The organism is Phyllobacterium pellucidum, from assembly GCF_013327855.1.
GTDB lineage: Bacteria > Pseudomonadota > Alphaproteobacteria > Rhizobiales > Rhizobiaceae > Phyllobacterium > Phyllobacterium pellucidum.
Genome location: NZ_JABUMX010000002.1, coordinates 745,477 through 768,873 on the forward strand (window position 1 = coordinate 745,477; position 23,397 = coordinate 768,873).

Consider the following 23,397-nt stretch of genomic DNA (forward strand, 5'->3'; position numbering starts at 1 on the left):
TTGTTCAAAATGCCATGGCCGGTCGATGCGAGATTGCGAGGCGGCCAGCATCCGCAATTTTGGCAGGATAGGGCTGAGCTTCCACGGAATTGCGCACGCCTTCAGGCAGCGCCTCCCAGACGTGAACGAGTTCGCCGACTGATGTGAGCTTCATCTTGCGCATGACGTTGCAGCGGTGAAGTTTTACGGTGATTTCGCTGATGCCAAGGCAGAATGCGATCTGTTTGTTCAGACGGCCAATCGCGACCTCCTGCATCACCTGACGCTCGCGTGGTGTGAGCAGCGCAAATTTGCTCAGGTGGTCGGTAACGATCCGCGCCTGGGCGCGCTGCTTGGCATCGCGGTCAATTCCCGCGGCTATGGCATCGAGCAACGTCTGGTCGCGTACCGGTTTGGTGAGGAAGTCTACCGCTCCGGCCTTCATCGCCTGAACGGACATCGGGATGTCGCCATGGGCGGTAAGAAAGATAATCGGCTTTTCATCGCCGCTTTCCAGGAGCCGATGCTGGAGATCGAGACCGCTCACGCCCGGCATGCGCACGTCGGCGACAATGCATCCCGGCCGATCAGAAAGCTCGGCTTCGAGGAACTCTTGCGTCGAACCGAAGCTGATTGTGTCGAGGCCAACCGACTGCATCAGTTCGTCGAGTGCTTCACGGACCTTCGCATCGTCATCGACGAAGATAACCAATGGACGCTCCGCCCCGCCCCAATCGCTCACGGTCTGCGATCGATCGGGTACGGTATGCCCCAGGCTTACATTTGCATGATAGCTTATGCTCATTTTGGAGTCCCCTTTCCAGTCAGTGCATCGCCGATCGCTGCAAGCAACGCTTGCCCGTCGAAAGGCTTGCGGAAGAACCAGCCATGTTTGGGCTGCATTTGCTCTGCAAGTTCGTGCCTGCCAGTAATCAGGATCACAGGCAGGTCGGGGTGTTTGTCTTTCATCAAGCGCTGCAGTTCAAGGCCATCCATACCTGGCATGCCGATATCGGTAATCAGGCAATCGATTTCATGCGCAGCGTTGCTCTCCAACAGTTTCCTGGCGGACGAAAACGCCCGCACGACATGTCCCGCGGATTCGAGGAGATCCTCGAGCGAGTCGAGCAGGCGCTGATCGTCATCGACGATCGCAACTACAGACTTCTGGTTGTACATTCGCGCGAGCTTCCGGATCGTCTGGAATGAGTGACTGGGATGCGCAGCTTCTCGGCGATCCTCACCAGGTCGGCGAGCGACGCCGCTTCCATCTTGTGCATGATCTTGCTGCGGTGGATTTCGAGGGTAATCTCACTGATGCCGAGTTCCGCTGCCGCCTGCTTGTTGAGAAGGCCGCTGACAACGAGTGGCAATACTTCTCGCTCGCGCGGCGTAAGCTGCGACAGCCGGCGCATAAGCTCAGCCAGTTCGGCGCGCGTCGTACGTTGTTCACGGTCGCGCCGGATCGCCGCCCGCACTGCCGCGATCAGATCAACCTCCCCGACCGGCTTGGCAAGAAAGTCGACCGCCCCACCCTGAATGGCCCTTACCGATGACGGAATATCGCCATGGCCAGTGATAAACACGATCGGAGGATGCGCGTCACTCGATAGCTGCTTTTGAAATTCCAGGCCGTTGACGTCAGGGAGTTCGACATCGAGGATCAGGCACGCGGGAAGATCCGGCTTCCGACAGGCGACATAATCGGTGGCCGCAGCAAAGGTCTCGGTTCGCCATCCGAGCGATTCCAATAGCTCGCCGAGCGCCTCGCGTACGCGTGCGTCGTCATCGACCACGAAGACGATTTCATCGCGCGGGTTCATGGCGTCTCGCTCGCCGCCAACGGCAGCTTGAAGGCGACAGTCGCCCCGCGCATCTCGTTGTTGGCCATCCAGAGGCGGCCCCCGTGCGATTCGATGATAGAACGGCAGATTGCCAGCCCCATACCCATCCCATGCGGCTTGGTCGTAAAGAACGGCTCAAACACCCGCTCGGCGTCCTTGAAGCCCGTTCCGTCATCTCGAACCTCGATCCGAACGGCGTCGGGGCCGTCGAAACAGGAAAGGATTTGCAGCACATGCTGGCTATCATCCGCGGCCTCTATTGCTTCGACGCCGTTGCGGATCAAGTTTACGAGTACCTGCTGTATCTGGACGCGATCGAGCGCAACCGACGGCAGGTCGGGGGCAAGTTCCGTCCTGATGCGTACGTTCTTGGCCGCGGCCTCATCGACCATCAGTTGGCAGACTTCACTGGTCAACCGGTTGACATCTTCCGGCGACCTGGCATGCGGCGTTCGGCGGAAGAGCGCGCGCACACGGCTCACGACATCCGCGGCCGAATTCGCATCGCGGGTGATGCGCTCGGCCGTGATCTTGGCACGTTCGACGTTTGGAGGGGTCGCGGAAAGCCAACGATAACATGCATGGGAATTGGCGACGATGGCTGCCAGCGGCTGATTTACCTCGTGCGCGATAGACGCGGACAGTTCGGCCAGGCTCGCTGCCTGCGTCGCCTGGGCGAGCTTGTCGTATGCGCGTCGAAGCGCATCTTCTGCGTGCATTTGATCATCGATATCGTGACAGAGGCCGAACCACTGGACAATATTTCCGTCCTCATCGCGCAAAGGCTCAGCGCGACCGGACATCCAGCGATATACGCCATCCGACCGGCGCAGACGATACTTCATCGAGAAGCGCTCGCCCGTGCGCAGACAGCTCCCGAGAACGGCCTCCACCTCCCCGGCATCGTCGGGGTGGAAAATAGTATCAAACACCACCGCCAGTTGTTGCGTGTCATCCAAGTCCATCCCGAGGAAGTCCGCCATGCGTTTGTTGACGAGGGTGGTCTCTCCCTGCGGGGTCAGCCGCCAGAGATTGCTCGGGACCATGTCGACGAGCAGCGACAGTTCCCGCTCCCGATCGTGCAGCGCCTCCTGGGCCGTCACCAGGTCGTCGATGTCATGGCAAAGACCGTACCATTGAACGATGCGTCCGGTGTGGTCGCGAAGCGGCTCGGCGCGGCTTGACATCCAACGATAGAGCCCGTCGGTTCGGCGCAGGCGATACTTCAAGGAAAAGGGGACGCCGGTTGCGAGACTGTTGCGGAGCGTTTCGCCAAACTCCACTGCGTCTTGTGGATGCAGCACCGTGCTTATGAGCACGTCCAGTCGGCTCATTCCGGGTTTGTCGGTATCTGGAACGTCCAGACCCAGAAAATCGGTCATGCGCCTATTGAAGAATGTTGGTTCACCCTCGGGCGTAAGGCGCCAGAGGTGACTGGGAACCATATCAACGAGCAAGGAAAGCTCGCGCTCCCGATCGCGCAGCGCCTCTTCGGCCTGCATTTGATTGGCAATTTCCATCTGCATAATCGGCTGCTCCTCCCCGACAAAGAAAACCATCGGGCCGCCTACGCTTCCTATACCATTGACTATCGATTTCAGAGCTGCCGACGTCATACGATAGTGTAATCTAGCACTACGCTTATCGCACCTCATGGAAATCCATGATTGCAGAAGGTTGTGGCGAACCAAACGTTTTCGTCCGATCCAAAAGTTTTACAACAAAATGCGGGGGTTCCTCCAGAGCAAGGAGGCGCCCGTCAATGAATATGGCCGAATAAACGGCGACAAGCCGCCAGCGATCTACTGCACGAGGCCGAGATAAGTGACTGATGACGCTGTTAACTTGCCTTGGCAGATCGATGGCTCATCCCACCAGGGCGCCTCGCTAAAATCGCGTGACTTTGTGTTGCGATATGCCAATATCAACTTCGCTGGCAAACTTCGCCGCAGCGTGACACCCGATTATGTTCCCTTTCAAAACGGAAAGCCTCACCATGAATCTGGTCCCAGACAATCGCGTTCAGCAGAACCAATATTCAATGCCAAAGTTCGTACTGACAGTCGTCCTCATCATGGGGTTGGCCGGCTGCACAACGACGGAAAAGGACCTCAGCGTCGGCACTGCGGCGGGCGCGATAATCGGTGGTATTGCTGACGGCGGCAAAGGTGCGCTGATTGGCGCGGGCGTTGGCGCGCTTGGCGGCCTTTTGGTCCGCAACCTCCGCAACGGGTATTGTCAGTACCGAGACCGGAACGGCCGCATTTATACGGCGCGCTGCCGTTAGAGGGGCGACCCTTTCTCGAGACACAGGCGATGGCGACACTGAACCGGGTTCGTGCCGCAGTAGCCTGGTGCTTCTTACTCGTAGGGCCCGGGTTGGGGGCCGGAAAAGCCGCCGTTCCGGCTACGTCGTAACAAGGCCCCCGTCGACGGCAATGACCTGCCCCGTCATCCATGTGGCGCGCGGATCGGCAAGGTGCACGATCCACATGGCCACGTCGTCCGGCACCCCGCGCCGGCCGAGCGGGATTGCCTTGCGTTCCTGCTCAGTGACCGCAACGATTTCTTCAGGCGACAGGTTCATGCGATCACGCAGGAAATCGGATTCCACCGGCCCCGGAGCGATGGCATTGACGCGTATCCCCTGCGGGGCGAGTTCCAGTGCCCAGCAACGGGTGAGGTGCTCGACCGCCGCTTTGCTCGATCCATAGATGGAAAGCACCGCCGCTGCCTTGCTGCCGAATGTGCTCGACATGTTGATGATCGTGCCTTTGGTCTCCGCCAGGTGCGGGACTGCCGCCGCGGCAAGAAGCAGCGGTCCCGTCACATTGACGGCGAACACACTGGAAATGGTGTCGGCATCGCTCTCGATCAGCGGCCTGATTGCACCAGCTCCGGCATTGTTGACGAGAACATCGAGGCGTCCCCAACGTCTGATGGCAGCATCGACCGTCTGATGTGCTGCTGCCGGATCGGCTGCATCCGCCACAAGGCCCTCTATGTTGGGATTAGCGGCAGTGATTTCCTGGAGAACGCCAGGGCGGCGTCCGGTAATGAGGACTTTAGCGCCCTGCGCCGCAAATTGCTTGGCTGCCGCCAAACCGATGCCGCTGCTGCCACCAGTTATGATGACAACCTTGTCGTGAAAACTTTCCATCTAACACCTTCGATTATTGGCGACCCATCATCGACTTTGATGTCGGCAGCGACGCCCGGTTGCTGCCGACGCATCGCTCAGCTTCTTATGAACGCAAGCAGATCGGGGTTGATGACGTCCGCATTGGTCGTGCACATGCCATGGGGAAAGTCCTCGTAGACCTTCAGTGTGCCATGCTTCAAAAGCTTCACGGTCAAGAGCGCCGAATCGGCAACCGGAACGATCTGGTCGTCGTCGCCATGCATCACCAGCGTCGGAACATCGATCGCCTTCAGGTCGCCGGTGAAGTCGGTTTCGGAGAAGGCTTTTATGCAGTCATATTGAGCCTTCGCTCCGCCCATCATTGCCTGCCGCCACCAGTTTGCGCGCACGGGTTCAGACAAAGTCGCCCCCTCGCGGTTGAAGCCATAGAACGGGATGGGAAAATTCCAGTAGAAATCCGCACGGTTGGCAGCGAGTTGATGGCGCATTCCGTCGAAGACATCCAACGGGGTGCCGTTTGGGTTAGCTGCAGTTTTCACCAATATTGGTGGAACCGCGCCTATCAGGACGAGCTTTGCAACACGCCCCTTGCCATGACGCGCCACATAGTGGGCTGCCTCGCCGCCGCCGGTCGAATGGCCGACATGAATGGCATCGCGCAGATCAAGAGCCTTTGCGAGCTGAGCGAAATCATCGGCATAGGTATCCATGTCATTGCCGGTCGCCGTTTGGGTCGAACGCCCGTGGCCGCGACGATCATGGGCGATGACCCGGTATCCCTTGTCCAGGAAGAAGAGCATCTGCGTATCCCAATCGTCACTGGAGAGCGGCCAACCGTGATGGAAGACGATGGGCTGTCCCGTTCCCCAATCCTTGTAGAAGATTTCTGTCCCGTCCTTGGTTTTCAGCATTCCCATAGTGTAGTTCCTTTCTGTCTGGTTCGCGGTCATAGGTGAAACCCGCTTTGCGCTGAACGCCGTCGACGGCATGGCAGCAAAGACTGTCGCGCTCGCCGCAAGCAGCAGGACGTCGCGGCGGGATGCTTCGATCGCTTCAATCGGAGTGGGTTCTTTCATGGAGTTCTCCTCGATGGATTGGGCCGGACAGGTTGGATGCTCGCCTGCCAATTCGTCGGCTGCAGGAAGAAACCGGAAAAACTCCTGCATTCATCATCCCTGTCGCGTCCGGTTAACACGGCTCGCACTTGAAAAATTAGCGGCTGAGTCGAGCTCCTGCATCCCATCCATAGGTTTGGATGGCTCATACCGAGGGTGACATTGAGCAGTTTGAAATTGAGGGTCGCGGCGGTTCGGTTAGGCGCGATCGGCCTCGATCAGCGATCGTTTGCCGAAACGGGCGACCAGGGCCGCGCGGCTCCTGGCATTGCGGGATGGTTCACCTGAACGAAAGAATAGGATCGCTCCCCATCCGGTACGATAGCGAACGCGCCTGCGAGGGTCATGATGGGCGCGCAGATCATTTTTAAGGAGGACCCGAAATGTCGCCCCGCTTCATGCCATTCAAAACTGCTCCCGAACTCATTGAAGCTCTTACCAAAGTGGAGAAGGTCCTCGCCACCGGCGGGCTCGAGCCCAGCCTGGGGGAACTCGTCAAGCTGCGCGCTTCCCAGATCAACGGCTGCGCCTACTGCATCTACATGCACGTGAGTGACGCCCGCGCGCGCGGCGAAACAGAGATGCGGTTGTTCATGCTCGATGCATGGCGCGAATCTTCGCTCTACACCGATCGCGAGCGCGCGGCCCTCGCGTGGACCGAGTCCCTGACCAGGGTTGCGAAGACCGGTGCCCCAGATGAGGATTATGCCCTTGTGAAAGACCAGTTCAATGAAGGCGAACTCACCTATCTCACGATAGCGATCGGCATGATCAACCTCTGGAATCGGCTGCAAGTTGGTGCCCGCGCCGCGCACCCCGTCCACGCTGCGACGGCGGCCTGACCATGCTTTGCAGATGCCACCCCGGACCACAGAGGGACAATCGATGAGCAATCCCGTCAAGGACAATGTTGCTGACAGTCGCTACGAGATACCGATTGCCGATGGAGCAATCGCCGCCGCCTACTACAGGATTGAGGATAACGCGGTGGTATTGATTCATACCGAAGTGCCATTCGAATATTCGGGCCAAGGCATTGCCTCGAAACTGGCCGCGGGCGTGTTCGAACTCATTCGTGCGAGCGGACGGAAAGTCGTGCTGAAGTGCCCTTTCATGGCAAGGTTTTCGGCCAATCATCCCGAATACCGTGATCTCGTTGCAGGCTGATTCCGACTGCTCCGTCACGACCTATAGTGCTGAAAAAGCCTTCGCTTCATCGCGAAGGCTTTTTCGTTGCGGTATCAGCCCAACACCGAAGCTAACGCTGGCGCGGGGTGGCTGCCTAAACTTCCGGATAGGTCGCCTAAACCCGGTGACTAGAGCGCTAGGCCCCGTGCACGATGGAATGATTTTCCCTCTCCAATCATTGTCGAAAGCGGTCAACCAATCCGAACACTCACTTTCGACAGGAGAATTGCCATGAAGATCGTTCTTATCGGCGGAACGGGACTAATCGGCTCCAAGACTGCGGCGCGCCTGCGCAGCAAGGGCCACGATGTCCTGGCCGCCTCGCCCAACACCGGCGTGAACACCATTACCGGCGAAGGGCTGGCGGAGGCCCTGGTCGGCGCTGAAGTGGTGCTCGATCTTGCAAACTCGCCCTCCTTCGAAGACAAGGCGGTCCTTGAATTTTTTCAGACGTCGGGGCGCAATCTGCTCGCAGCCGAAACCAAGGCCGGCGTAAAGCACCATATCGCCCTCTCGATCGTTGGAACGGAGCGATTGCCGGAGAACGGATACTTCAAGGCCAAGCTCGTTCAGGAGAAGCTCATCAAGGAATCTTCGATCCCTTACACGATCGTGCATTCCACGCAGTTCCTCGAGTTCCTCAAGGGTATCGCCGACACAGGAACGGTAGGTAAGGTTGCCCGGATTTCACCGGCCTATTTCCAGCCTATCGCAGCCGATGACGTTGCCGATGTGATGGCGGCCGTTGCGGTCGGAAAACCGATCAACGGCATGATCGAGATTGCGGGACCAGAGCGCGTCCGGATGAACGATCTCGTTGCCCACTACCTCAAGGAAATCAACGATCCGCGGACAGTCGAGGCCGACACCCATGCGCTCTACTTCGGGTCCGAGCTGAATGACCAGTCGCTCGTACCCGGCGACGGCGCACGGATCGGCAAGATCGGCTTCCGAGATTGGCTGCGCCAATCGCAGCTGGCGCCGGCGAAGTAGCAATTGAGCAACGGGAAGGAATTTCCCGTGATTCCTTCCAATTCCACAAGCTGAAGGGAAACCAAAATGATCAGAACCATCTTGTTATCGGCGATCATCGTCGCCGGAAATGCAGCGGGCGCCTTGGCTCACGATGCCGGCAAGGAATCGAAAGTCACGCTTGTCTACGAACATGAGCTGCCGAATGTGCCGGGCAAGAGCATGAAGGGCGTACTCGTCGAGTATGGTCCGGGCGGATCGTCCGCTGCACATACCCATCCCGATTCCGCCTTCATCTATGCAACGGTCCTTGAGGGAGCCGTCACGAGCAAGGTCAATGACGGCCCGGCAAAAATCTACAAGGCGGGCGAAAGCTTTTCGGAATATCCCGGCGACCGCCATGCTGTCAGCGAGAATGCCAGCACGACTGAACCGGCCAAGCTGCTTGCGGTATTCGTCGTCAATACCGACGAGAAGGATCTGGTGCTGCCCTACCATGAATAAACAGGTTGCCAAGGGTGAGGCATGAACATCGATCCAACCATTGCGGACATGATGTCCTCGCCAATCATCAACGCCGGCTGGGTCGCCCTGGCCGGTGTTGCTGCCACACGCGCGCTCGTGCGCCGTCATTCGATCTTGAAACTGATTGCGCAGATTGCGTTTTTCATAGCGCTGACAGGAATACTGCTCGCCAACGGCATCCTGCCCTATGACATCGATCCTGGCCGCGGCTCGGCGGTCGAGACGGTCGTTCTCGCACTCGTCAAAATCGTGTGGTGGATGAATGTCGCATGGGCGCTTGTTGCCTTTGTCAGGTTGTTTCTCGTGCTGGAACATACGCCGCGCGAGGCACGCCTCATCCAGGATATCGTTGTCGGGCTGATCTATCTCGGCACCGCTTTGTCGATCGTCGCATTTGTATTCGGTGTGCCCGTCGGCACCTTGCTTGCAACATCCGGTATCTTTGCGATCATTCTTGGCCTTGCCCTTCAGAACACTTTGAGCGATGCCTTCTCCGGAGTGGCGCTCAACCTCGGACGGCCGTTCGTCCTCGGCGACTGGATCAAGCTCAGCGATGGCACGGAGGGTCGCGTCGTTGAGAGCAATTGGCGCGCAACCCACCTCTTGACCTCCGGCAATAATATCGCGGTTCTGCCAAACGGCTTTCTTGCCAAACTTGGACTAACGAATGTCAGCCATCCGAACGAGACGCACGGCATTCCATTGTCGTTGAGAATAGCGCCGACCAAACCGCCCGCAGCAGCCATCGAATGCATGGAGATGGTCCTCTTGAGCTGCAATTCGATCGTCAGGGATCCGCCTCCGCTGGTTGCCTTGCGGGGGCTCGATGCCGCGGCAATCGAGGTCGATCTCCTGTTCCGCGTATCGAGCCTGGCTTACAGTATCTCGGCCAAGAATGAATTGATTGACCTCGTCTACCGTCATACGCGCTCGGCAGGATTGATCTTGGCGAGCCCCGCCTCGTCACCGAGTTTGGGAGGAGCAAGCTCCGCCATCCCTGACGCGCCAAACTCGCCCGCCAGGGAACTTCTCGAATCGGTACCATTCTTCGCAGCACTTTCGGGCGAAGAGCGACAGGCCCTGGCCGATGCGGGTTCGAGCAGGATTTACCGAAAAGACGAGATCGTCGCACGCCAAGGGCAGACACTGGGTTCGTTAATGTTTGTCCAACGCGGAGTGCTTCTCCTCACCCGGCAGGGTCAGCACGGCGAAGACGAGATCATGCGCCTGGCTCCAGGCGACTTCTTTGGCGAGGATGCTCTACTTCCCGGAACCGCAGAACCCGGAACCATGACCGCAATTGCGTCAACAGTAATCTTTGAGTTGGACAAGAAGCATTTGGCCCCCCTCTTCGAAGAGCGGCCTGACATGGCCGGCGATCTTGCGGCGATGCTGGCGGGTCGATTTGAAATGGGCCTTCGCGACGCACATTCGACGCGGGACCGAACGCACCGCCGCTCGGTGACCGAAATGCTGAAATCCATGGAAACTGCATTCCTGGCGCCTAACGGCGGCCCCTAACGCAACTCTGAAAGGAAGCAACGATGAAAATCACGGTCATGGGAGCAAGCGGCCTCATAGGCACGCGTCTCGTCGAAAAACTTCGGCAAGCAGGCATGGAAGTGGTGGGCGCATCCCCTTCTCTCGGCGTCGACAGCGTGACGGAAGAAGGCCTGCGGGGAGCGATCAACGGCGCTGAGGTCGTCATCGATGTCACCAACACCACCTCGTTCGGCGACGATTCGGCATTGGGCTTCTTCAAGGCATCGACCCGGAACCTCCTCGCCGCGGCGGCAGATGCAGGCGTCAGCCATTACCTCGCACTCTCCGTGGTCGGAACGCCTCGCCTGGTGGAGAGTGACTATTTCCGCGCGAAAATGGTGCAGGAAAATCTTATCCGAGCCGCACGCAGGCCCTATACCATCCTGCATTCCACACAGTTTTTCGAGTTCATCAACGGGGTGATCGAGATGAGCGCCAAGGGCGATGAGTTCCAGCTCCCCTCGGCCCTCGTTCAACCGATCGCTGCCGACAATGTCGCCGCAATTCTGGCCGAACTGGCGATGGCAGCGCCGCGCAACGATACCGTGGAGATAGGCGGACCTGAACGGTTCGGTCTCGACGAAATTGCGCGTGTCCAGCTCGCCGCCGATGAAGACCGGCGCGAGGTCATCCGCGATGACAGAGCGCGCTACTATGGTGTCGAACTTAACGACGACACGCTTCTTCCGCTGAAGGGATCGCGCCTTGGCTCGCTGCGCTACGGCGACTGGCTATACCGCTCCATGGCGAATTGACGAGGCAATCCACTTCAGCCGCTCGAAGAAGCGCTGATGAGATCGGAGCCAATCGGCCTCGACCTATACAAAATACAACTGGAAATTTATAACACAACCTTGTATGGGTTGTGTTATGAAGAAGCCCAGGATTGAACAACCCTCGAAAACGGCAGACGGCGGTGCTGCCGGCCGAGTGAGTCTGTATGGGGCCGCGGTTGAGTATGGCATTCACTGCATGCTCTGGCTTATCGAGCCGCGTGCGAAGCCGGTCAGCAGCCGCGATCTTGCCGAGTTGCAGGGCGTGCCGTCCGCATTGATGTCGAGAATCATGCCCAAGCTTGAAAAGGCGGGGCTGGTCACATCGATCAGCGGCATCAGCGGCGGTTACCGGCTCGCCAAGGCGCCGCAGGACATCACGGTCCTCGAGGTTGTCGATGCGATCGATGGCGGCAAGGGCGTCTTTGACTGCAGGAATATCCGCAAGAACTGCGTTTTGTTCCGCGGCAATGCCCCCACCTGGATCACGAGTGGCGTTTGCGGGGTTCACGCCGTCATGCTGCGGGCCGAGAAAAGCATGCGCAATGAAATGAGCCGGACAAGCTTGCTGGACCTGGCAATGGGTTTCGGCGAGCTGGCCCCCGCTGATTTCGGACCAAATGTCGGTCAGTGGCTGGATGACCGCGCATCCAATCGCGAAATTGCCCGCATTTCGGCGGTCAGGGACAGTTCACGAAAGCGACGGCGCAGTACCAACGAGTGATCGTTGACGAACAACAGTTTGACTCCTTGCAACGCACTGGATGGACAAGATGAATCTTTCGACGGGGACCTTAGTGACTGCCAAACCAACTTATCCCGATCAAAATCCGATCGTCCTTGTTGTCGACGATGACGAATCGCTCCGGCTTTCGATTTGCGATCTTCTGGAATCTGTCGGTATCGAAGCCGCCGGTTTCGCCTCGACGCAGGCGCTGATGGACGCAGACCTCCTCGACCGGCCGGGCTGCATGATACTCGATGTCCGCATGCCTGGCGTCAGCGGGCTGGATTTTCAATCGCGCCTTGCCGCAAGTGGCATTTCAGCATCCATTATTTTCCTCACCGGCTACGGCGACATACCGATGACGGTGCAGGCGATGAAGGCGGGGGCGATCGAGTTCCTCACCAAGCCCGTGCGCGAACAGACGTTGCTCGACGCGGTGAACAAAGCCATCGAAATCGACAAGGAAAGACGCGCCGCGCAACTCACCAAAGACGCCAATATCGCGCTCTACGCGACGCTCACGCCGCGCGAACGGCAAGTCATGGAAGCTGTGGTGCGGGGAGCCTTGAGCAAGCAGATCGCCTTTGAGCTGAACATATCGGAAATTACCGTCAAGCTCCACCGAAGCAGCGTGATGCGCAAGATGAAAACCTCGTTCGTCACCCAACTGGTGCACGCCTGGCAGTCCATACCATCGGACATACGCAATGACTATGCGGCCTAGTCTTTGGTATGGCTGTGATGAGACCGGGACTCAGCAGATACTAAAATCGAGTTGTCACAGTAGGTTGCGCGAAAGTATTCATTTTGGCCCCAGTACCAGTTATTGCAGTCGTCGACGACGACGCAAGCGTCCGCGAGGCCTTGGCGGAATTACTCGAGGTGTTCGACTTCAAGTGCCGGGCGTTCGAAAGCCCCGAAACATTCCTGGCAGCGCATGCCCCGGGGCGGTTCGACTGCCTGATCACAGACCTTCACATGAAAGCTATAAGCGGGCTTCAATTGCAGCAGAAGCTTGCCGAGGTCGATCCCGGCTTACCCATCGTCTTCATTTCGGCACACTCGGACCCCGCAGCAAGGTCGAGGGCGCTTCACTGTGGGGCAATCGCCTTTCTGAACAAGCCGATCGACGACAATGTGCTCTATCGGCACATCATATCCGCCCTCAATCGTGGTTCGAAGGAGTAAGATCGATCACGAACGACACCGCCAGCCGGTGAATTGAAACGCAATCGACCATCGCGTCAGAAAACGGAGGTCGCAGATGGAACTCGCAGATTACGCGACCGACAGTGCAATTCGCTACGATCTCGAAGGCACAATTCATTACTGCAACCCCGCGACGACAACCCATTATGGATGGGTTGTCGCGACCATGATCGGCCGGCATTTCCAGGATCTCATGCCGGAGCCTGACCAGGGCACCGTGCTTTGGAATCATCTGTTGAAGAACGGGCATTGGGACGGCGCGTTGCAGCGGCTCTCGCATTCTGGCGCGGTAGTCGAGGCCAATATCCGGTTGGCACTTCGCAAAGACGGTTTGGGCAATCCACTGGATGTTGTCGAATTTTCCACGGTGCAAGCCAATGCCGCCGTCTCGCTGCCTCATAGCACGGCGTTGGGGACGGCAGCCTGCTGGCAATTCAACCTGAGACGTGCCCTGCCCCTGTTTGCCCCCGTCAATGCACCGGCGAACCGGGATCCGAGCGCCGATGAATGGTGTCCAGATCGATTGGATACGCTCCTCACCGCCATCCAGATAACGGATGTCAATGACGAAGCCATACGCCTGTTCGGGTTGCCGGAAGATCGTGACCGGGTGATCGACCGACCTGTTGCCAGCCTATGGCCCGAGCAAAGCCGCGCAGCACTTGGAGATTTGCTCACCGCCCTGGTTGCAAAGACCGACGCGGAGCCGGAGATACGGGAAATTCCCGTCGTTGGCCGATTGCAGCAAGTCGTTCTGACGGGTTGGCGAGCGACCGACCCGCGGTGCCCCGATACAGTCTTCGTCCGCGTCAAAGCCGTATTGAACGCGCCAAACGCGCTGATCGAACTGGAAGCGAGCCAGAGTCGATATCGCAACCTGATCTCCTATCTGCCCATCCCGGTCTGGCAGATCGACGCCCGCGCCGCAGGGCGTATTTTCGACCGCCTGAGGGAGGGCGGCCTCGACGACATGGCTGCCTATTCAGAGGAACACCCCGATCTCGTCGATCTTACCTGCGAACTTGTGCAGGTATTCGACGTCAATGATGATGCCATGTCTCTCTTCGGGAGCAAGGAACGTTCGGACTTTACCGGTCCGGTCGGCTATCTGTTTGCGGGCACGCCCGGCGCCGCGCGGCGCGTTATGCTGGCGCATTTTTCCGGCGCGCGGAACCACGTCGAAGAACTCAAGGTGAAGACGTTCGATGGCCGCGTGATTGACGTGCTGCTGTTGGTGACCTTCCCGGTTCCCGGCGAACGGCTCGATACAACGATCATCATCATGATAGACAACACGGCGCGCCTTGAGGCGGAAGCAAAGCTGCGCAGGATCGAGTCGGATTTCTCGCACGCATCGCGGCTTTCGACCTTGGGCGAAATGACCACGTCGATCGCGCACGAGATAAAGCAGCCGCTCGCGGCAATCCTGATGAATGCCCAGACGAGCCTGCGATATCTGAGGAAAGCCGAGCCCAATCTCGACAAGGCAGATCAACTGACGTCTCGCGTTGTCGATAGCGCCCAGCGCGCCAGCGATATAATCGGTCGGATCCAGGACATGGCGCGCAAGCGTGCGCCGTCCTACGCCTTGCTTGGTTTGAACGACGTCGTGCGCCAATGCCTGATCTTTCTTCGCCACGAAAGCGAAGACAAGGATGTGGTGATCAAATCCAGTCTTGAGCCGAACCTGCCGTTGATCGATGGCGATCGAATTCAGTTGCAGCAGATCATCGTCAATCTGATCGTCAACAGCATCCAGGCCATGAAGTCGGCACCGAAAACCCGACGCGAGATTTGCCTCGAGACCAGCCTGGACGACAACGATCAGGTTGTTTTCTCGATCCGGGATACGGGCACGGGCATCGCCGTCAATCACATGGAACGGATATTCGACGGTTTCTTCACGACAAAGGAGGGCGGCCTCGGCATAGGACTTGCCATATGCCAGTCGATCGTCAAGGCCCACGGCGGAACGATCGAGGCTTTCAATCATCCGGACGGCGGAGCTGTATTTCGCTTCGCGATCCCGTCCAAAAGCGCTTTCAAAGCATCCGGCAATCCGGCTTCTTCCGAGCAAGCGGCATCAGAAAATCGCCCCTATTGATCGGGCAGTGCGGCGCCCTCTCAAGAGAGCCCGATGAAGGAGCACGGTCTCGGTCACTGTTACCGTAACGTACTTCAACTGGCACGGATAACTTGGCAATGACCTCCCGAACCTAATGCCGCCCCACGCGGCATCGTTGGAAAGGCCGACTCATGTTCAGATTTTGCCACGCACCGCTAGCCGCGCTGCTCATCGCCGGCGCCTCGCCTGCCTTGGCGCAGCAACAGCCGCCAAAGTTTGTCGCCAAAGTTCCGGCGGATATCCAAACGCCAAACGCGGTGCAGACGCGCATTGGCGAACTGAAGTTCTCCGACGGGCTTCCCAGCGACGAAACCGTACGGAAGGTCTATGACAACATCGATTTCTCGCGCGGTGTCGAGGCTTTCCTCTCAGGCGTGCCGGCCGCGTCGGTGCACGCGGCGTGCAACGGGCTGAAGAGCATCGGCGTCAACCCAAACGAGGCGGTATCGATCAGCGAAGACCTTCTTGATGCGCGCTCCCTGTTCCTGACAGCCAATTCGACCACGGTATATGTGTTCTTCTGCATCGACCTGAAGGACGGTCCCGTCGTCGTCCAAGTACCGCCGGGTGTTCTTGGACCTGTGGACGACGCCTATTTTCGCTATGTCACAGATGTCGGCCTGATCGGCCCGGATAACGGCAAGGGCGGCAAGTATCTGTTCGTCGGTCCGAACCAGGAAGGACAATTGCCGGATCAAGGCTATTTCGTCACCAGGACGCCGACCTTTACCAATCTCATCTTCTACCGGGCATTCGTAAAGGACGGCGACATCGCCGGAGCGGTAAAAAGCGTCAAGGCACATGCCCGGGTCTATCCGCTGGCGACGGCCGAAAATCCGCCGGAAACCATATTCGTCAACAGTTCCGGCAAGCAGTTCAACACGATCCACTCCAACGATTTCGAGTTCTATGAAGAAATCAATGAGGTTATCCAGGCCGAGCCGGGCGATGCGTTCGATCCGGAGATTGTCGGTCTGTTCGCTTCCATTGGCATAAAGAAGGGCAAGCCATTCGCGCCTGATGCACGGATGAAAGCCATTCTCACCGACGCTATTGCGGTGGGCAACGCGACGGCGCGGGCGATGGTGTTTGCTCCACGCGACGAGCGCGCCAAATTCTATCCCGACCGCCAGTGGAATAACGGGTTCATCGGCAACAGCTACCAGTTCCTGAACGATGGAGAACGCATGCTCGATCCGCGTACCATGTTCCATTACATGGCAACCGGAATAACGCCGGCCATGGCCGCCGCGAAGCCCGGCACCGGATCAGCTTACGCCTTTGCCGTTCGCGATGCGGCGGGGACATTTCTTGATGGCGGAAAGACCTACAAGATCACGCTCCCCGCGCCGATACCCGCCGGCCAGTTCTGGTCTTTCACAGCCTACGACAATCAGACCCGCTCCATGCTCGAAACAGACCAGAAACTGGCAGGTATCGACAGCAATAATCCCGACATCAAGAAGAACGAAGATGGATCGGTGACAGTATGGTTTGCGCCGAACGCGCCCGCCGGGCACGAAAGCAACTGGGTGCAGACCGTGCCCGGCAAGGGCTGGAGTTCCATCTTGCGCCTGTACGCACCGTTGGAACCGTGGTTCGACAAGAGCTGGAAGCCCGGCGATTTCAAATTGGTGAACTGATCTGCCGAGGATGCAGGCAGGTTTCGCCCGTCAGGCCGGGACTGCCTCGTCGGCCCACACCTTGAATTGCGTCAGGACATTGGGACCGAAGACGTTCGTGAGCGGGACGTCCGCAGCATCGCGCCCATGCGCAACCTTGATGCGACCAATGCGCGGCGCGTTGTTTCGTGGATCGAATGCATGCCACTCTCCGCCGAGGAACACCTCCATCCATGCACAGAAATCCATCTCCGAATGCGGCGGTGGCACCCCGATATCGGTTATATATCCGGTGCAATAGCGTGTCGGTATGTTGAGACAGCGGCAAAATGCGACCGCTAGGTGCGTAAAGTCCCGGCAGACGCCGATGCCCTCGCCAAATGCACCGCTCGCCGTTCGGGTCGGATTGGAATATGCGTAACCGAATTTGATATGCTGGTGCACGTAATCGCAGACGGCCTGAACGCGCTGCCAGCCCAGCGGGAATTGTTCGAACAGCCGCCAGGCCTGATCGCTCAACAAGTCCGTCTCGCAATAGCGGCTACCCATCAGGTAGACCAGCACCTCATCGGGAAGATCCTGAACCAGATGCTGCACGGCACCGAGGTGGACCGGATCGGGGGAGCCGCTGTCGTTGACAACAGCATTCGTGCTTAAACTGAATTGGCCCGCTGGCGCCAGGATACGATTGCACCAGTTTCCAAATTGATCGTGGTAGCCATGGGCATGGATCATTGGTGCTGTCTTGAACGTCTCTATGCCGATGAGATCGTCAACGCGCGAGTGATGAACATTCAGTATGGCGATAATCGGTGTTTCCTGCGGAAACTCGAAGGTCAGCTTGCATCCGACTTCAATCTTCATTCGTGGCGCTCCGGGCTAAAATCGAAAACAATAAAAGCAGACGACCGATGTATCGCAGTGGCCTGCGCCTGATCATAAATTACGTTGGAAGAACGTCCACTCCGGCAAGCAACAGACGGAGTGGCTCAGTGCATCCTACATGGTTTTTTGCCAATGACGCCTAAAAATTGCGCACGATGACAATTTGCCCATCTTGAAGCTTTGACCTTTCAAATCCCGATGGCGCGCGAGCCCACCTTCTCCTCATAAAACCCTGAAACTGCGATGAGTTCCCGGCCACAATGCAAGTCGCACACGGTACTCGAGCACAGCTACTGCAGCAATTCCTTGACTAGGGCGCTTGCCTTGCTGAAGTCCATCTGGCCGGCATATTTCTCCTTGAGCGCGTTCATCACCTTGCCCATATCGCGCAGGCCGCTTGCTTCGGTTTGCGTGATGACCTGCGATGTAGCGGCGCGTATTTCGGCCTCGCTCATCTGCTTTGGCATGAAGTCGCGGATAATCTCGATTTCGCCGAGCTCCTGCTCGGCAAGCTCCTGGCGGCCGCCATCTTCGTAGAGCTTCGCCGATTCCTCGCGCTGCTTGATCATCTTGGCAAGGATGGTGCTGATCTCCTCGTTCGTCACCGGCTCCTTGCCCGTTCCCCGGTTGAGAATGTCGCGATCCTTGATAGCCGCCATGATCAGGCGCAACGTCGGAACCCGGCGCTTGTCCTGTGCCTTGACGGCGGCGGTGAGTGCTTGTGCGATCGTATCGCGCATATTCGTCGTCTCCTGTTTGCGAGCAACCTAGACGTGGAGCCAGCCGTATACAATTGGTGTCAATCCCGACGCCTGGAGAATTCACCAGGAGTCTTCGCGTTCCAATTGACCGCGGGCGCGGCTTTGTCTATGGAGTGGGCCTTAGCCAGACTATTATTGTTGTTGCTGCGGTGGAGAGCTTTCCGGCCACCGCGTTCAGTCACGTCATATGGACGCATGGACGGCATTCTTCAATGCCCCGCAACGACAAGGACAACAACGACGCAAGCCCACGCCAGGAGTGCCGCATGAACCCCTCGACAACGACAGACGCTGCAGCCCAGACGAGCCCCAAGACCGCCGGCTGGACGCAAGCAAAGCCGACGGCAGTTCTCGTCCTCGCCGATGGCACGGTCATCGAAGGCAAGGGCCTCGGCGCCACCGGCAGTTGCGAGGCGGAGGTCTGCTTCAATACCGCACTCACCGGTTATGAAGAGATACTGACCGACCCTTCCTATGCGGGTCAGATCGTAACCTTCACCTTTCCGCATATCGGCAATGTCGGCACCAACAAGGAAGACATCGAGGATTTGACGCCCGCCAACCGGGCTGGCGCTGTCGGCGCGATCTTCAAGGCGGACATCACCGCCCCGTCGAGCTATCGTGCCGCCGACAACCTTGATCATTGGCTGAAAGCGCGTGGCATCATCGCGCTTGCCGGCGTCGATACCCGCGCGCTTACCGTTCTCATCCGCGAAAAAGGGATGCCGAACGCCGTGATCGCCCACGATCCGGACGGCAAGTTCGACATCCCGGCGCTGAAAGCACGCGCCGCTGCATGGCATGGCCTTCTCGACCTCGATCTCGCCAAGGACGTCACGTCCGGCCAGAGTTCGGTCTGGACCGAGAAGCCATGGGTCTGGAATGAAGGCTTCGCCGAACAGTCGGCGCCGGAATTCCACGTGGTTGCCATCGACTATGGCATCAAGCGCAATATCCTTCGGCTCATTGCCGGGCTTGGCGCGAAGGTCACCATACTTCCGGCAACGGCCACGGCGGACGACGTTCTCGCCCACCAGCCTGACGGCATTTTCCTTTCGAACGGCCCGGGCGATCCGGCCGCAACCGGAAAATATGCGGTCCCCGCGATCAAGCAACTGATCGAGACCGAAATTCCGATGTTCGGCATTTGCCTCGGCCACCAGATGCTGGCGCTCGCGCTGGGTGGCGACACGCAAAAGATGCACCAGGGCCACCACGGCGCCAACCATCCGGTACGCGACGATACCACCGGCAAGGTCGAGATCGTCTCGATGAACCATGGCTTTGCGGTCGACACCAAATCGCTGCCCGCTGGCGTCGAAGAGACCCATGTCTCACTGTTCGACGGCAGCAATTGCGGCTTGCGCGTCACCGGCCGCCCGATCTTCTCGGTCCAGCATCACCCGGAGGCCTCGCCCGGTCCGCAGGACTCGCACTATCTCTTCCGCCGCTTCTTCAATCTCATTCGCGCGCGCAAGGGTCTGGAACCGCTGCCGGAGCGGGACCAGGCGGCCTGATCAGGGCACGTCCCGTCCCGTAGCAGCTTTCAGGATTTCGAACCATTGCTGGCGGTCGAGTTCGATGTCGAGCGCCCGAGTCATTGCTGCGAGACGATCGAGGTTTAAGCTGCCAAGCACTGGGATAAGCCTCGCCGGGTGGCATAGCAGCCAGGCGATCGCGATGGCGGAGATGTCCTCCACGCCAATTTTCGCTCCCACTTCGCCCAGGACATCACGAACGTAGATTTCACGCTGCCCGTTACTGCTGAAGAGCTTGCCGCCGCCAAGTGGGGACCAGATCATCGGCGCGTAGCGCAACCGTTGCGCATGGTCGAGGCTGCCGTCAAATAACGGCGATGTTTGAAGCAGCGACATTTCGATCTGGTTCGTCACCAGTGGAACCGACAAACGCGATGCCAACAGGTCGAATTGCGATGGCGAGAAATTCGAGACGCCGACAGCGCGAACCTTCCCTGCTTTTACGACGCTTTCCAGACCTGAGGCCGTCTCGTCTGCATTCATGAGAGGGTCGGGACGATGGATCAGCAAAATATCGAGATAGTCGGTGTGGAGATTGGTGAGCGAGCGTTCGACAGAGGCCCTGATATGCGCGGCGCTCGTATCGTAGTGTTTGAGACGATTGTCCGGGCGGGCATTTGATTTCAGCATGATATCGCATTTGCTGATCAACTCTATCGTGTCCCGGGGACCGCCCCAATCTTTAAGCCCCTCTCCGAAAGCTTGCTCGACTCCGTAGTTGCCGTAGATGTCCGCATGGTCAAAGCTCGTTATTCCGAGGTCGATTGAACCCTGAATGAGCCGCGCAACGTCGGAGGCACTTGGTTTCGAAGTTCCGTCCAAGAGCCGCCATCCACCGAGGACAATCCTCGACAGGCTGAGCCCTGCTCCATTCAGCGTAACGCGCGATCCTTGGGACATTCTCTCACCTCACCTTCCAACGGCGCCCATTTTCTAGAGCAAATGTGAAATGGTGAAAATGGCGGAAGATAAATTCGCTTGCGCAGGAAACTACCGAGTTCGCTCTTGACATAAAAGATAATGACTGTACCAATCCCTCAAGATTTTACCTTTCGGTACAAAAAGGAACCGATTATGTCAGAGCAACGTCCGCCGCTGCCGCCATTCACACGCGGAACAGCGATCTTAAAAGTTCGTGCGGCTGAAGACGGCTGGAATAGCCGCGATCCGCAGCGGGTCTCCCTCGCATATACGCCCGACAGCTCGTGGCGCAATCGCTCCACCTTCATCAGCGGACGCGACGAGATCGTTGCCTTTCTCACCGCAAAGTGGGTGCGCGAGCTCGATTATCGCCTGATCAAGGAGCTTTGGGCGTTTACAGACAACCGGATCGCCGTTCGCTTCGCCTATGAATATCACGACGATTCGGGCAACTGGTTCCGTGCCTATGGCAACGAGAATTGGGAGTTCGACCAGAACGGGCTAATGCGCGAACGCTACGCATCAATCAATGACCTGCCGATTAAGGAATCGGAAAGGAAGTTTTTCTGGGAGCGCTCGAAGCCTCGTCCGGCGGACCATCCCGGGCTAACCGATCTCGGTCTGTAGGCTATGGCCAAAACCGTTGCCGAACGCTCCGACATCGTTCCAGTTCTTGCCGAAATCTTCCGTGAATATGGCTTCGAGGGTGCAAGCCTTGCCATCATCGGTGAACGCACCGGCCTCGGCAAGGGCAGCCTCTACCACTTCTTTCCTGGTGGCAAAGAGGAAATGGCAACGGCGGTGCTTGCCGAAATTGATGCCTGGTTCGAAGCGAATATCTATCGGGTCTTGCGGGAAGGCGCTGATCCCCGCGCAGCCATTGAAGCAATGTGCCGCGGCGTGAACGGATATTTTCACTCGGGACGGCGCGTGTGCCTTGTCGGCGCATTTGCTCTCGACAACGTCCGCGATCGGTTCGGCAATCGGATCAGCGCCTACTTTTCCGATTGGCAGGCGTCACTGGCCGCGGCCCTCGTCAAAAGTGGTTGCAGTGCGGTCGACGCGGAAGATCTTGCCGAAGAGTCCCTAGCCGGCATCCAGGGCGCGCTGGTATTGGCCCGGGCCCGTGGGGATGCTTCGGTGTTCGAGCGCGCCATGATCCGGATCGAACGAAGGCTCCTCGCCTGAGCTACTGCACTTCGTTGGGCGCAAGCGCGCCCGGTGCAAGCGCGCCATCTTTTGCGGGTGAACGCTTTTCGACGCGCAGGATAAAGACGATGACGGCAACAAGCACGAACAGACCGCCAAGCACGTAGGCGGCGCCGGCAAATTTCACCGGCGCGTCCGCCGCGGTGAAAACCGCGAAAATCTGCGTGAAGATCAGCGGCCCGATAATATTGGTTATGCTGAAAAGGCTCGTCATCGCGCCCTGCAACTCGCCCTGTTCGGAGGCCGGCACCTTGGCCGATGCGATGCTGCGCATGGCCGGGTCGGCCAGACCTTCTAGGCACGTCGCGATGATCACCGCATAGACCATCCAGCCCTGCCAGGCGCTCGCATAGCCGAAGAAGCCGAGCATGGCGAAGGTCAGGCCGATGACCGCGGTTCGCCATTCGCCGAACTTCGTGACGACGCGCGGCAATACCAGCCCCATAACGAGGGCGCTGCAGAGGCCATAGACGCCGAGCGAAAGGCCGATATCGCTTTCGCTCCAGCCATAGCGAAAACTTCCGACATAGGCCCATACCGACGGGTATGCCATATGCCCGAGCGTAAGCATGAAAAAGGCAAGTCCGATAGCGAGGATGCCCTTGTGCTGGCGCATCTGTCTCAGCGCGCCAATCGGATTGGCGCGCTTCCACTCGAATGCCCGGCGGTTCTTGATCGCGAGTGTTTCGGGCAACATGAACCAGGCGACGACGAAATTGACGAATGAGATTGCGGCGGCGCCAAAGAAAGGAACCCGCGGGCCGAATTCACCGAGAAAGCCGCCTATGATCGGGCCGAGGATGAAACCAATGCCGAAGGCGATGCCGAGCAGGCCGAAATTTCGGGCGCGGTCCTCGTCGGTGCTGACATCGGCGATGTAGGCTGAGGCCGTCGCGTAACTGCCGCCGCTTATCCCCGCGAGAATTCGTCCGAGCAACAAAATCGCGAAGTTAGGTGCAAGCGCGCAGATCAGATTGTCGAGTGAGAAGGTGATGATGGATATCAACAGGATTGGCCTGCGGCCGAACCGGTCGCTCAGATTTCCAATAAGCGGCGCAAATGCAAACTGCATGCCCGCGTAAACGAAGAGCAGCCAGCCGCCGTAGATTGCCGCCTGTCCGACGTCCGTGCCCGTGAGTTCTTCCAGATATTCGGGGAGAACGGGAATGATGATCCCAATGCCGATGATGTCGAGCAGGAGGATCGTAAAAACGAGAATAAGGCCGCGTTTGGCAAGGACCGGATCGATCATCGGAAAACTCACAACCAGCCCTCATATGCGCAGCGGAGGCGCAAAGGGCGCATTTTCAGTCGTCAGGC

General features: G+C 58.4%; 24 protein-coding genes and 1 pseudogene. 15 read left to right on the forward strand and 10 right to left on the reverse strand.

Translation table 11 applies throughout. The annotated features are described in order from the left end of the window. Positions 1-4: 4 nt before the first annotated feature. The 4 genes and pseudogenes from HQ945_RS11595 to HQ945_RS11610 form a co-directional block, all read right to left on the reverse strand. On the reverse strand, positions 5-784 hold the full coding sequence (locus HQ945_RS11595; protein ID WP_174208097.1) for a response regulator transcription factor: 780 nt from the start codon (positions 782-784) through the stop codon (positions 5-7). Next, positions 781-1,158 (reverse strand): response regulator transcription factor, encoded by a 378-nt coding sequence (locus HQ945_RS11600; protein WP_113282131.1) that lies wholly within the window; start codon positions 1,156-1,158, stop codon positions 781-783. The genes HQ945_RS11595 and HQ945_RS11600 overlap by 4 nt, the downstream gene beginning before the upstream one ends. After that, the gene (locus HQ945_RS11605; protein WP_113282130.1) at positions 1,137-1,802 is read right to left on the reverse strand and encodes a response regulator transcription factor; all 666 of its coding nucleotides are present in this window, start codon (positions 1,800-1,802) and stop codon (positions 1,137-1,139) included. The genes HQ945_RS11600 and HQ945_RS11605 overlap by 22 nt, the downstream gene beginning before the upstream one ends. Next, positions 1,799-3,346, reverse strand: a pseudogene (locus tag HQ945_RS11610) (PAS domain-containing sensor histidine kinase); the annotation flags it as partial. The gene HQ945_RS11605 and the pseudogene HQ945_RS11610, both read right to left, overlap by 4 nt. 518 nt (positions 3,347-3,864) lie before the next feature. Between HQ945_RS11610 and HQ945_RS11615 the strand changes: the two are divergent. Beyond that, positions 3,865-4,110 (forward strand): YMGG-like glycine zipper-containing protein, encoded by a 246-nt coding sequence (locus tag HQ945_RS11615; RefSeq protein WP_027233352.1) that lies wholly within the window; start codon positions 3,865-3,867, stop codon positions 4,108-4,110. 120 nt (positions 4,111-4,230) lie between these two features. On the opposite strand, the gene HQ945_RS11620 is transcribed toward HQ945_RS11615, so the two are convergent. Together HQ945_RS11620 and HQ945_RS11625 are read right to left on the reverse strand one after the other, a co-directional pair. Further along, positions 4,231-4,983, reverse strand: coding sequence for an SDR family NAD(P)-dependent oxidoreductase (locus HQ945_RS11620; protein WP_091944414.1), 753 nt, complete (start codon positions 4,981-4,983; stop codon positions 4,231-4,233). A gap of 77 nt (positions 4,984-5,060) precedes the next feature. Next, positions 5,061-5,882 carry an alpha/beta fold hydrolase gene (locus tag HQ945_RS11625; RefSeq protein ID WP_027233354.1) on the reverse strand — a complete coding sequence of 274 codons (822 nt, stop codon included), beginning with the start codon at positions 5,880-5,882 and terminating at the stop codon, positions 5,061-5,063. A 581-nt stretch (positions 5,883-6,463) separates the two neighbouring features. Here HQ945_RS11625 and HQ945_RS11630 point away from each other — a divergent pair. From HQ945_RS11630 to HQ945_RS11680, 11 genes are all read left to right on the forward strand, one after another. Next, positions 6,464-6,922, forward strand: a complete 459-nt coding sequence (locus tag HQ945_RS11630; protein WP_027233355.1) for a carboxymuconolactone decarboxylase family protein — start codon at positions 6,464-6,466, stop codon at positions 6,920-6,922. A 43-nt stretch (positions 6,923-6,965) separates the two neighbouring features. Continuing rightward, positions 6,966-7,247, forward strand: a complete 282-nt coding sequence (locus HQ945_RS11635) for a GNAT family N-acetyltransferase (RefSeq protein ID WP_027233356.1) — start codon at positions 6,966-6,968, stop codon at positions 7,245-7,247. A 252-nt stretch (positions 7,248-7,499) separates the two neighbouring features. Beyond that, positions 7,500-8,261, forward strand: a complete 762-nt coding sequence (locus tag HQ945_RS11640) for an SDR family oxidoreductase (protein ID WP_113282129.1) — start codon at positions 7,500-7,502, stop codon at positions 8,259-8,261. Between the two features lie 66 nt (positions 8,262-8,327). Beyond that, positions 8,328-8,744 (forward strand): cupin domain-containing protein, encoded by a 417-nt coding sequence (locus tag HQ945_RS11645; protein WP_091923748.1) that lies wholly within the window; start codon positions 8,328-8,330, stop codon positions 8,742-8,744. Positions 8,745-8,765: 21 nt separating this feature from the next. After that, entirely contained in the window at positions 8,766-10,286 is a 1,521-nt protein-coding gene (locus HQ945_RS11650) for a cyclic nucleotide-binding domain-containing protein (protein WP_113282127.1), read from the forward strand. A 23-nt stretch (positions 10,287-10,309) separates the two neighbouring features. Continuing rightward, positions 10,310-11,062 carry an SDR family oxidoreductase gene (locus HQ945_RS11655; RefSeq protein WP_113282126.1) on the forward strand — a complete coding sequence of 251 codons (753 nt, stop codon included), beginning with the start codon at positions 10,310-10,312 and terminating at the stop codon, positions 11,060-11,062. A gap of 115 nt (positions 11,063-11,177) precedes the next feature. Then, entirely contained in the window at positions 11,178-11,804 is a 627-nt protein-coding gene (locus HQ945_RS11660) for an RrF2 family transcriptional regulator (RefSeq protein WP_175584996.1), read from the forward strand. A 40-nt stretch (positions 11,805-11,844) separates the two neighbouring features. Further along, positions 11,845-12,531, forward strand: coding sequence for a response regulator transcription factor (locus HQ945_RS11665; RefSeq protein ID WP_081815995.1), 687 nt, complete (start codon positions 11,845-11,847; stop codon positions 12,529-12,531). An 83-nt stretch (positions 12,532-12,614) separates the two neighbouring features. Continuing rightward, positions 12,615-12,995, forward strand: coding sequence for a response regulator transcription factor (locus HQ945_RS11670; RefSeq protein ID WP_027233363.1), 381 nt, complete (start codon positions 12,615-12,617; stop codon positions 12,993-12,995). 76 nt (positions 12,996-13,071) lie between these two features. Further along, positions 13,072-15,120: a PAS domain-containing sensor histidine kinase gene (locus HQ945_RS11675; RefSeq protein WP_113282124.1), complete on the forward strand. Its 2,049-nt coding sequence runs from the start codon at positions 13,072-13,074 to the stop codon at positions 15,118-15,120. A gap of 152 nt (positions 15,121-15,272) precedes the next feature. Beyond that, positions 15,273-16,784, forward strand: a complete 1,512-nt coding sequence (locus tag HQ945_RS11680; RefSeq protein ID WP_113282123.1) for a DUF1254 domain-containing protein — start codon at positions 15,273-15,275, stop codon at positions 16,782-16,784. A gap of 30 nt (positions 16,785-16,814) precedes the next feature. Here the strand turns inward: HQ945_RS11680 and HQ945_RS11685 are convergent, their stop codons facing one another. Both HQ945_RS11685 and HQ945_RS11690 read right to left on the reverse strand, forming a co-directional pair. After that, complete coding sequence (locus HQ945_RS11685) at positions 16,815-17,627, reverse strand: transglutaminase-like domain-containing protein (RefSeq protein WP_091923758.1); 813 nt, start codon at positions 17,625-17,627, stop codon at positions 16,815-16,817. A gap of 311 nt (positions 17,628-17,938) precedes the next feature. Further along, positions 17,939-18,388, reverse strand: a complete 450-nt coding sequence (locus HQ945_RS11690) for a GatB/YqeY domain-containing protein (RefSeq protein ID WP_027233366.1) — start codon at positions 18,386-18,388, stop codon at positions 17,939-17,941. A gap of 287 nt (positions 18,389-18,675) precedes the next feature. Here HQ945_RS11690 and carA point away from each other — a divergent pair, with 287 nt between their 5' ends. After that, positions 18,676-19,926 (forward strand): glutamine-hydrolyzing carbamoyl-phosphate synthase small subunit, encoded by a 1,251-nt coding sequence (carA, locus tag HQ945_RS11695; RefSeq protein WP_027233367.1) that lies wholly within the window; start codon positions 18,676-18,678, stop codon positions 19,924-19,926. Here the strand turns inward: carA and HQ945_RS11700 are convergent, their stop codons facing one another. Further along, entirely contained in the window at positions 19,927-20,847 is a 921-nt protein-coding gene (locus HQ945_RS11700) for an aldo/keto reductase (RefSeq protein ID WP_113282122.1), read from the reverse strand. A 174-nt stretch (positions 20,848-21,021) separates the two neighbouring features. Here HQ945_RS11700 and HQ945_RS11705 point away from each other — a divergent pair, with 174 nt between their 5' ends. Next, positions 21,022-21,495, forward strand: a complete 474-nt coding sequence (locus HQ945_RS11705) for a nuclear transport factor 2 family protein (protein ID WP_113282121.1) — start codon at positions 21,022-21,024, stop codon at positions 21,493-21,495. Between the two features lie 3 nt (positions 21,496-21,498). Continuing rightward, positions 21,499-22,056: a TetR/AcrR family transcriptional regulator gene (locus HQ945_RS11710; RefSeq protein WP_113282120.1), complete on the forward strand. Its 558-nt coding sequence runs from the start codon at positions 21,499-21,501 to the stop codon at positions 22,054-22,056. A gap of 1 nt (position 22,057) precedes the next feature. Here HQ945_RS11710 and HQ945_RS11715 read toward each other — a convergent pair whose 3' ends face one another. After that, positions 22,058-23,329 (reverse strand): TCR/Tet family MFS transporter, encoded by a 1,272-nt coding sequence (locus HQ945_RS11715; protein WP_113282119.1) that lies wholly within the window; start codon positions 23,327-23,329, stop codon positions 22,058-22,060. Positions 23,330-23,397 lie beyond the last annotated feature (68 nt).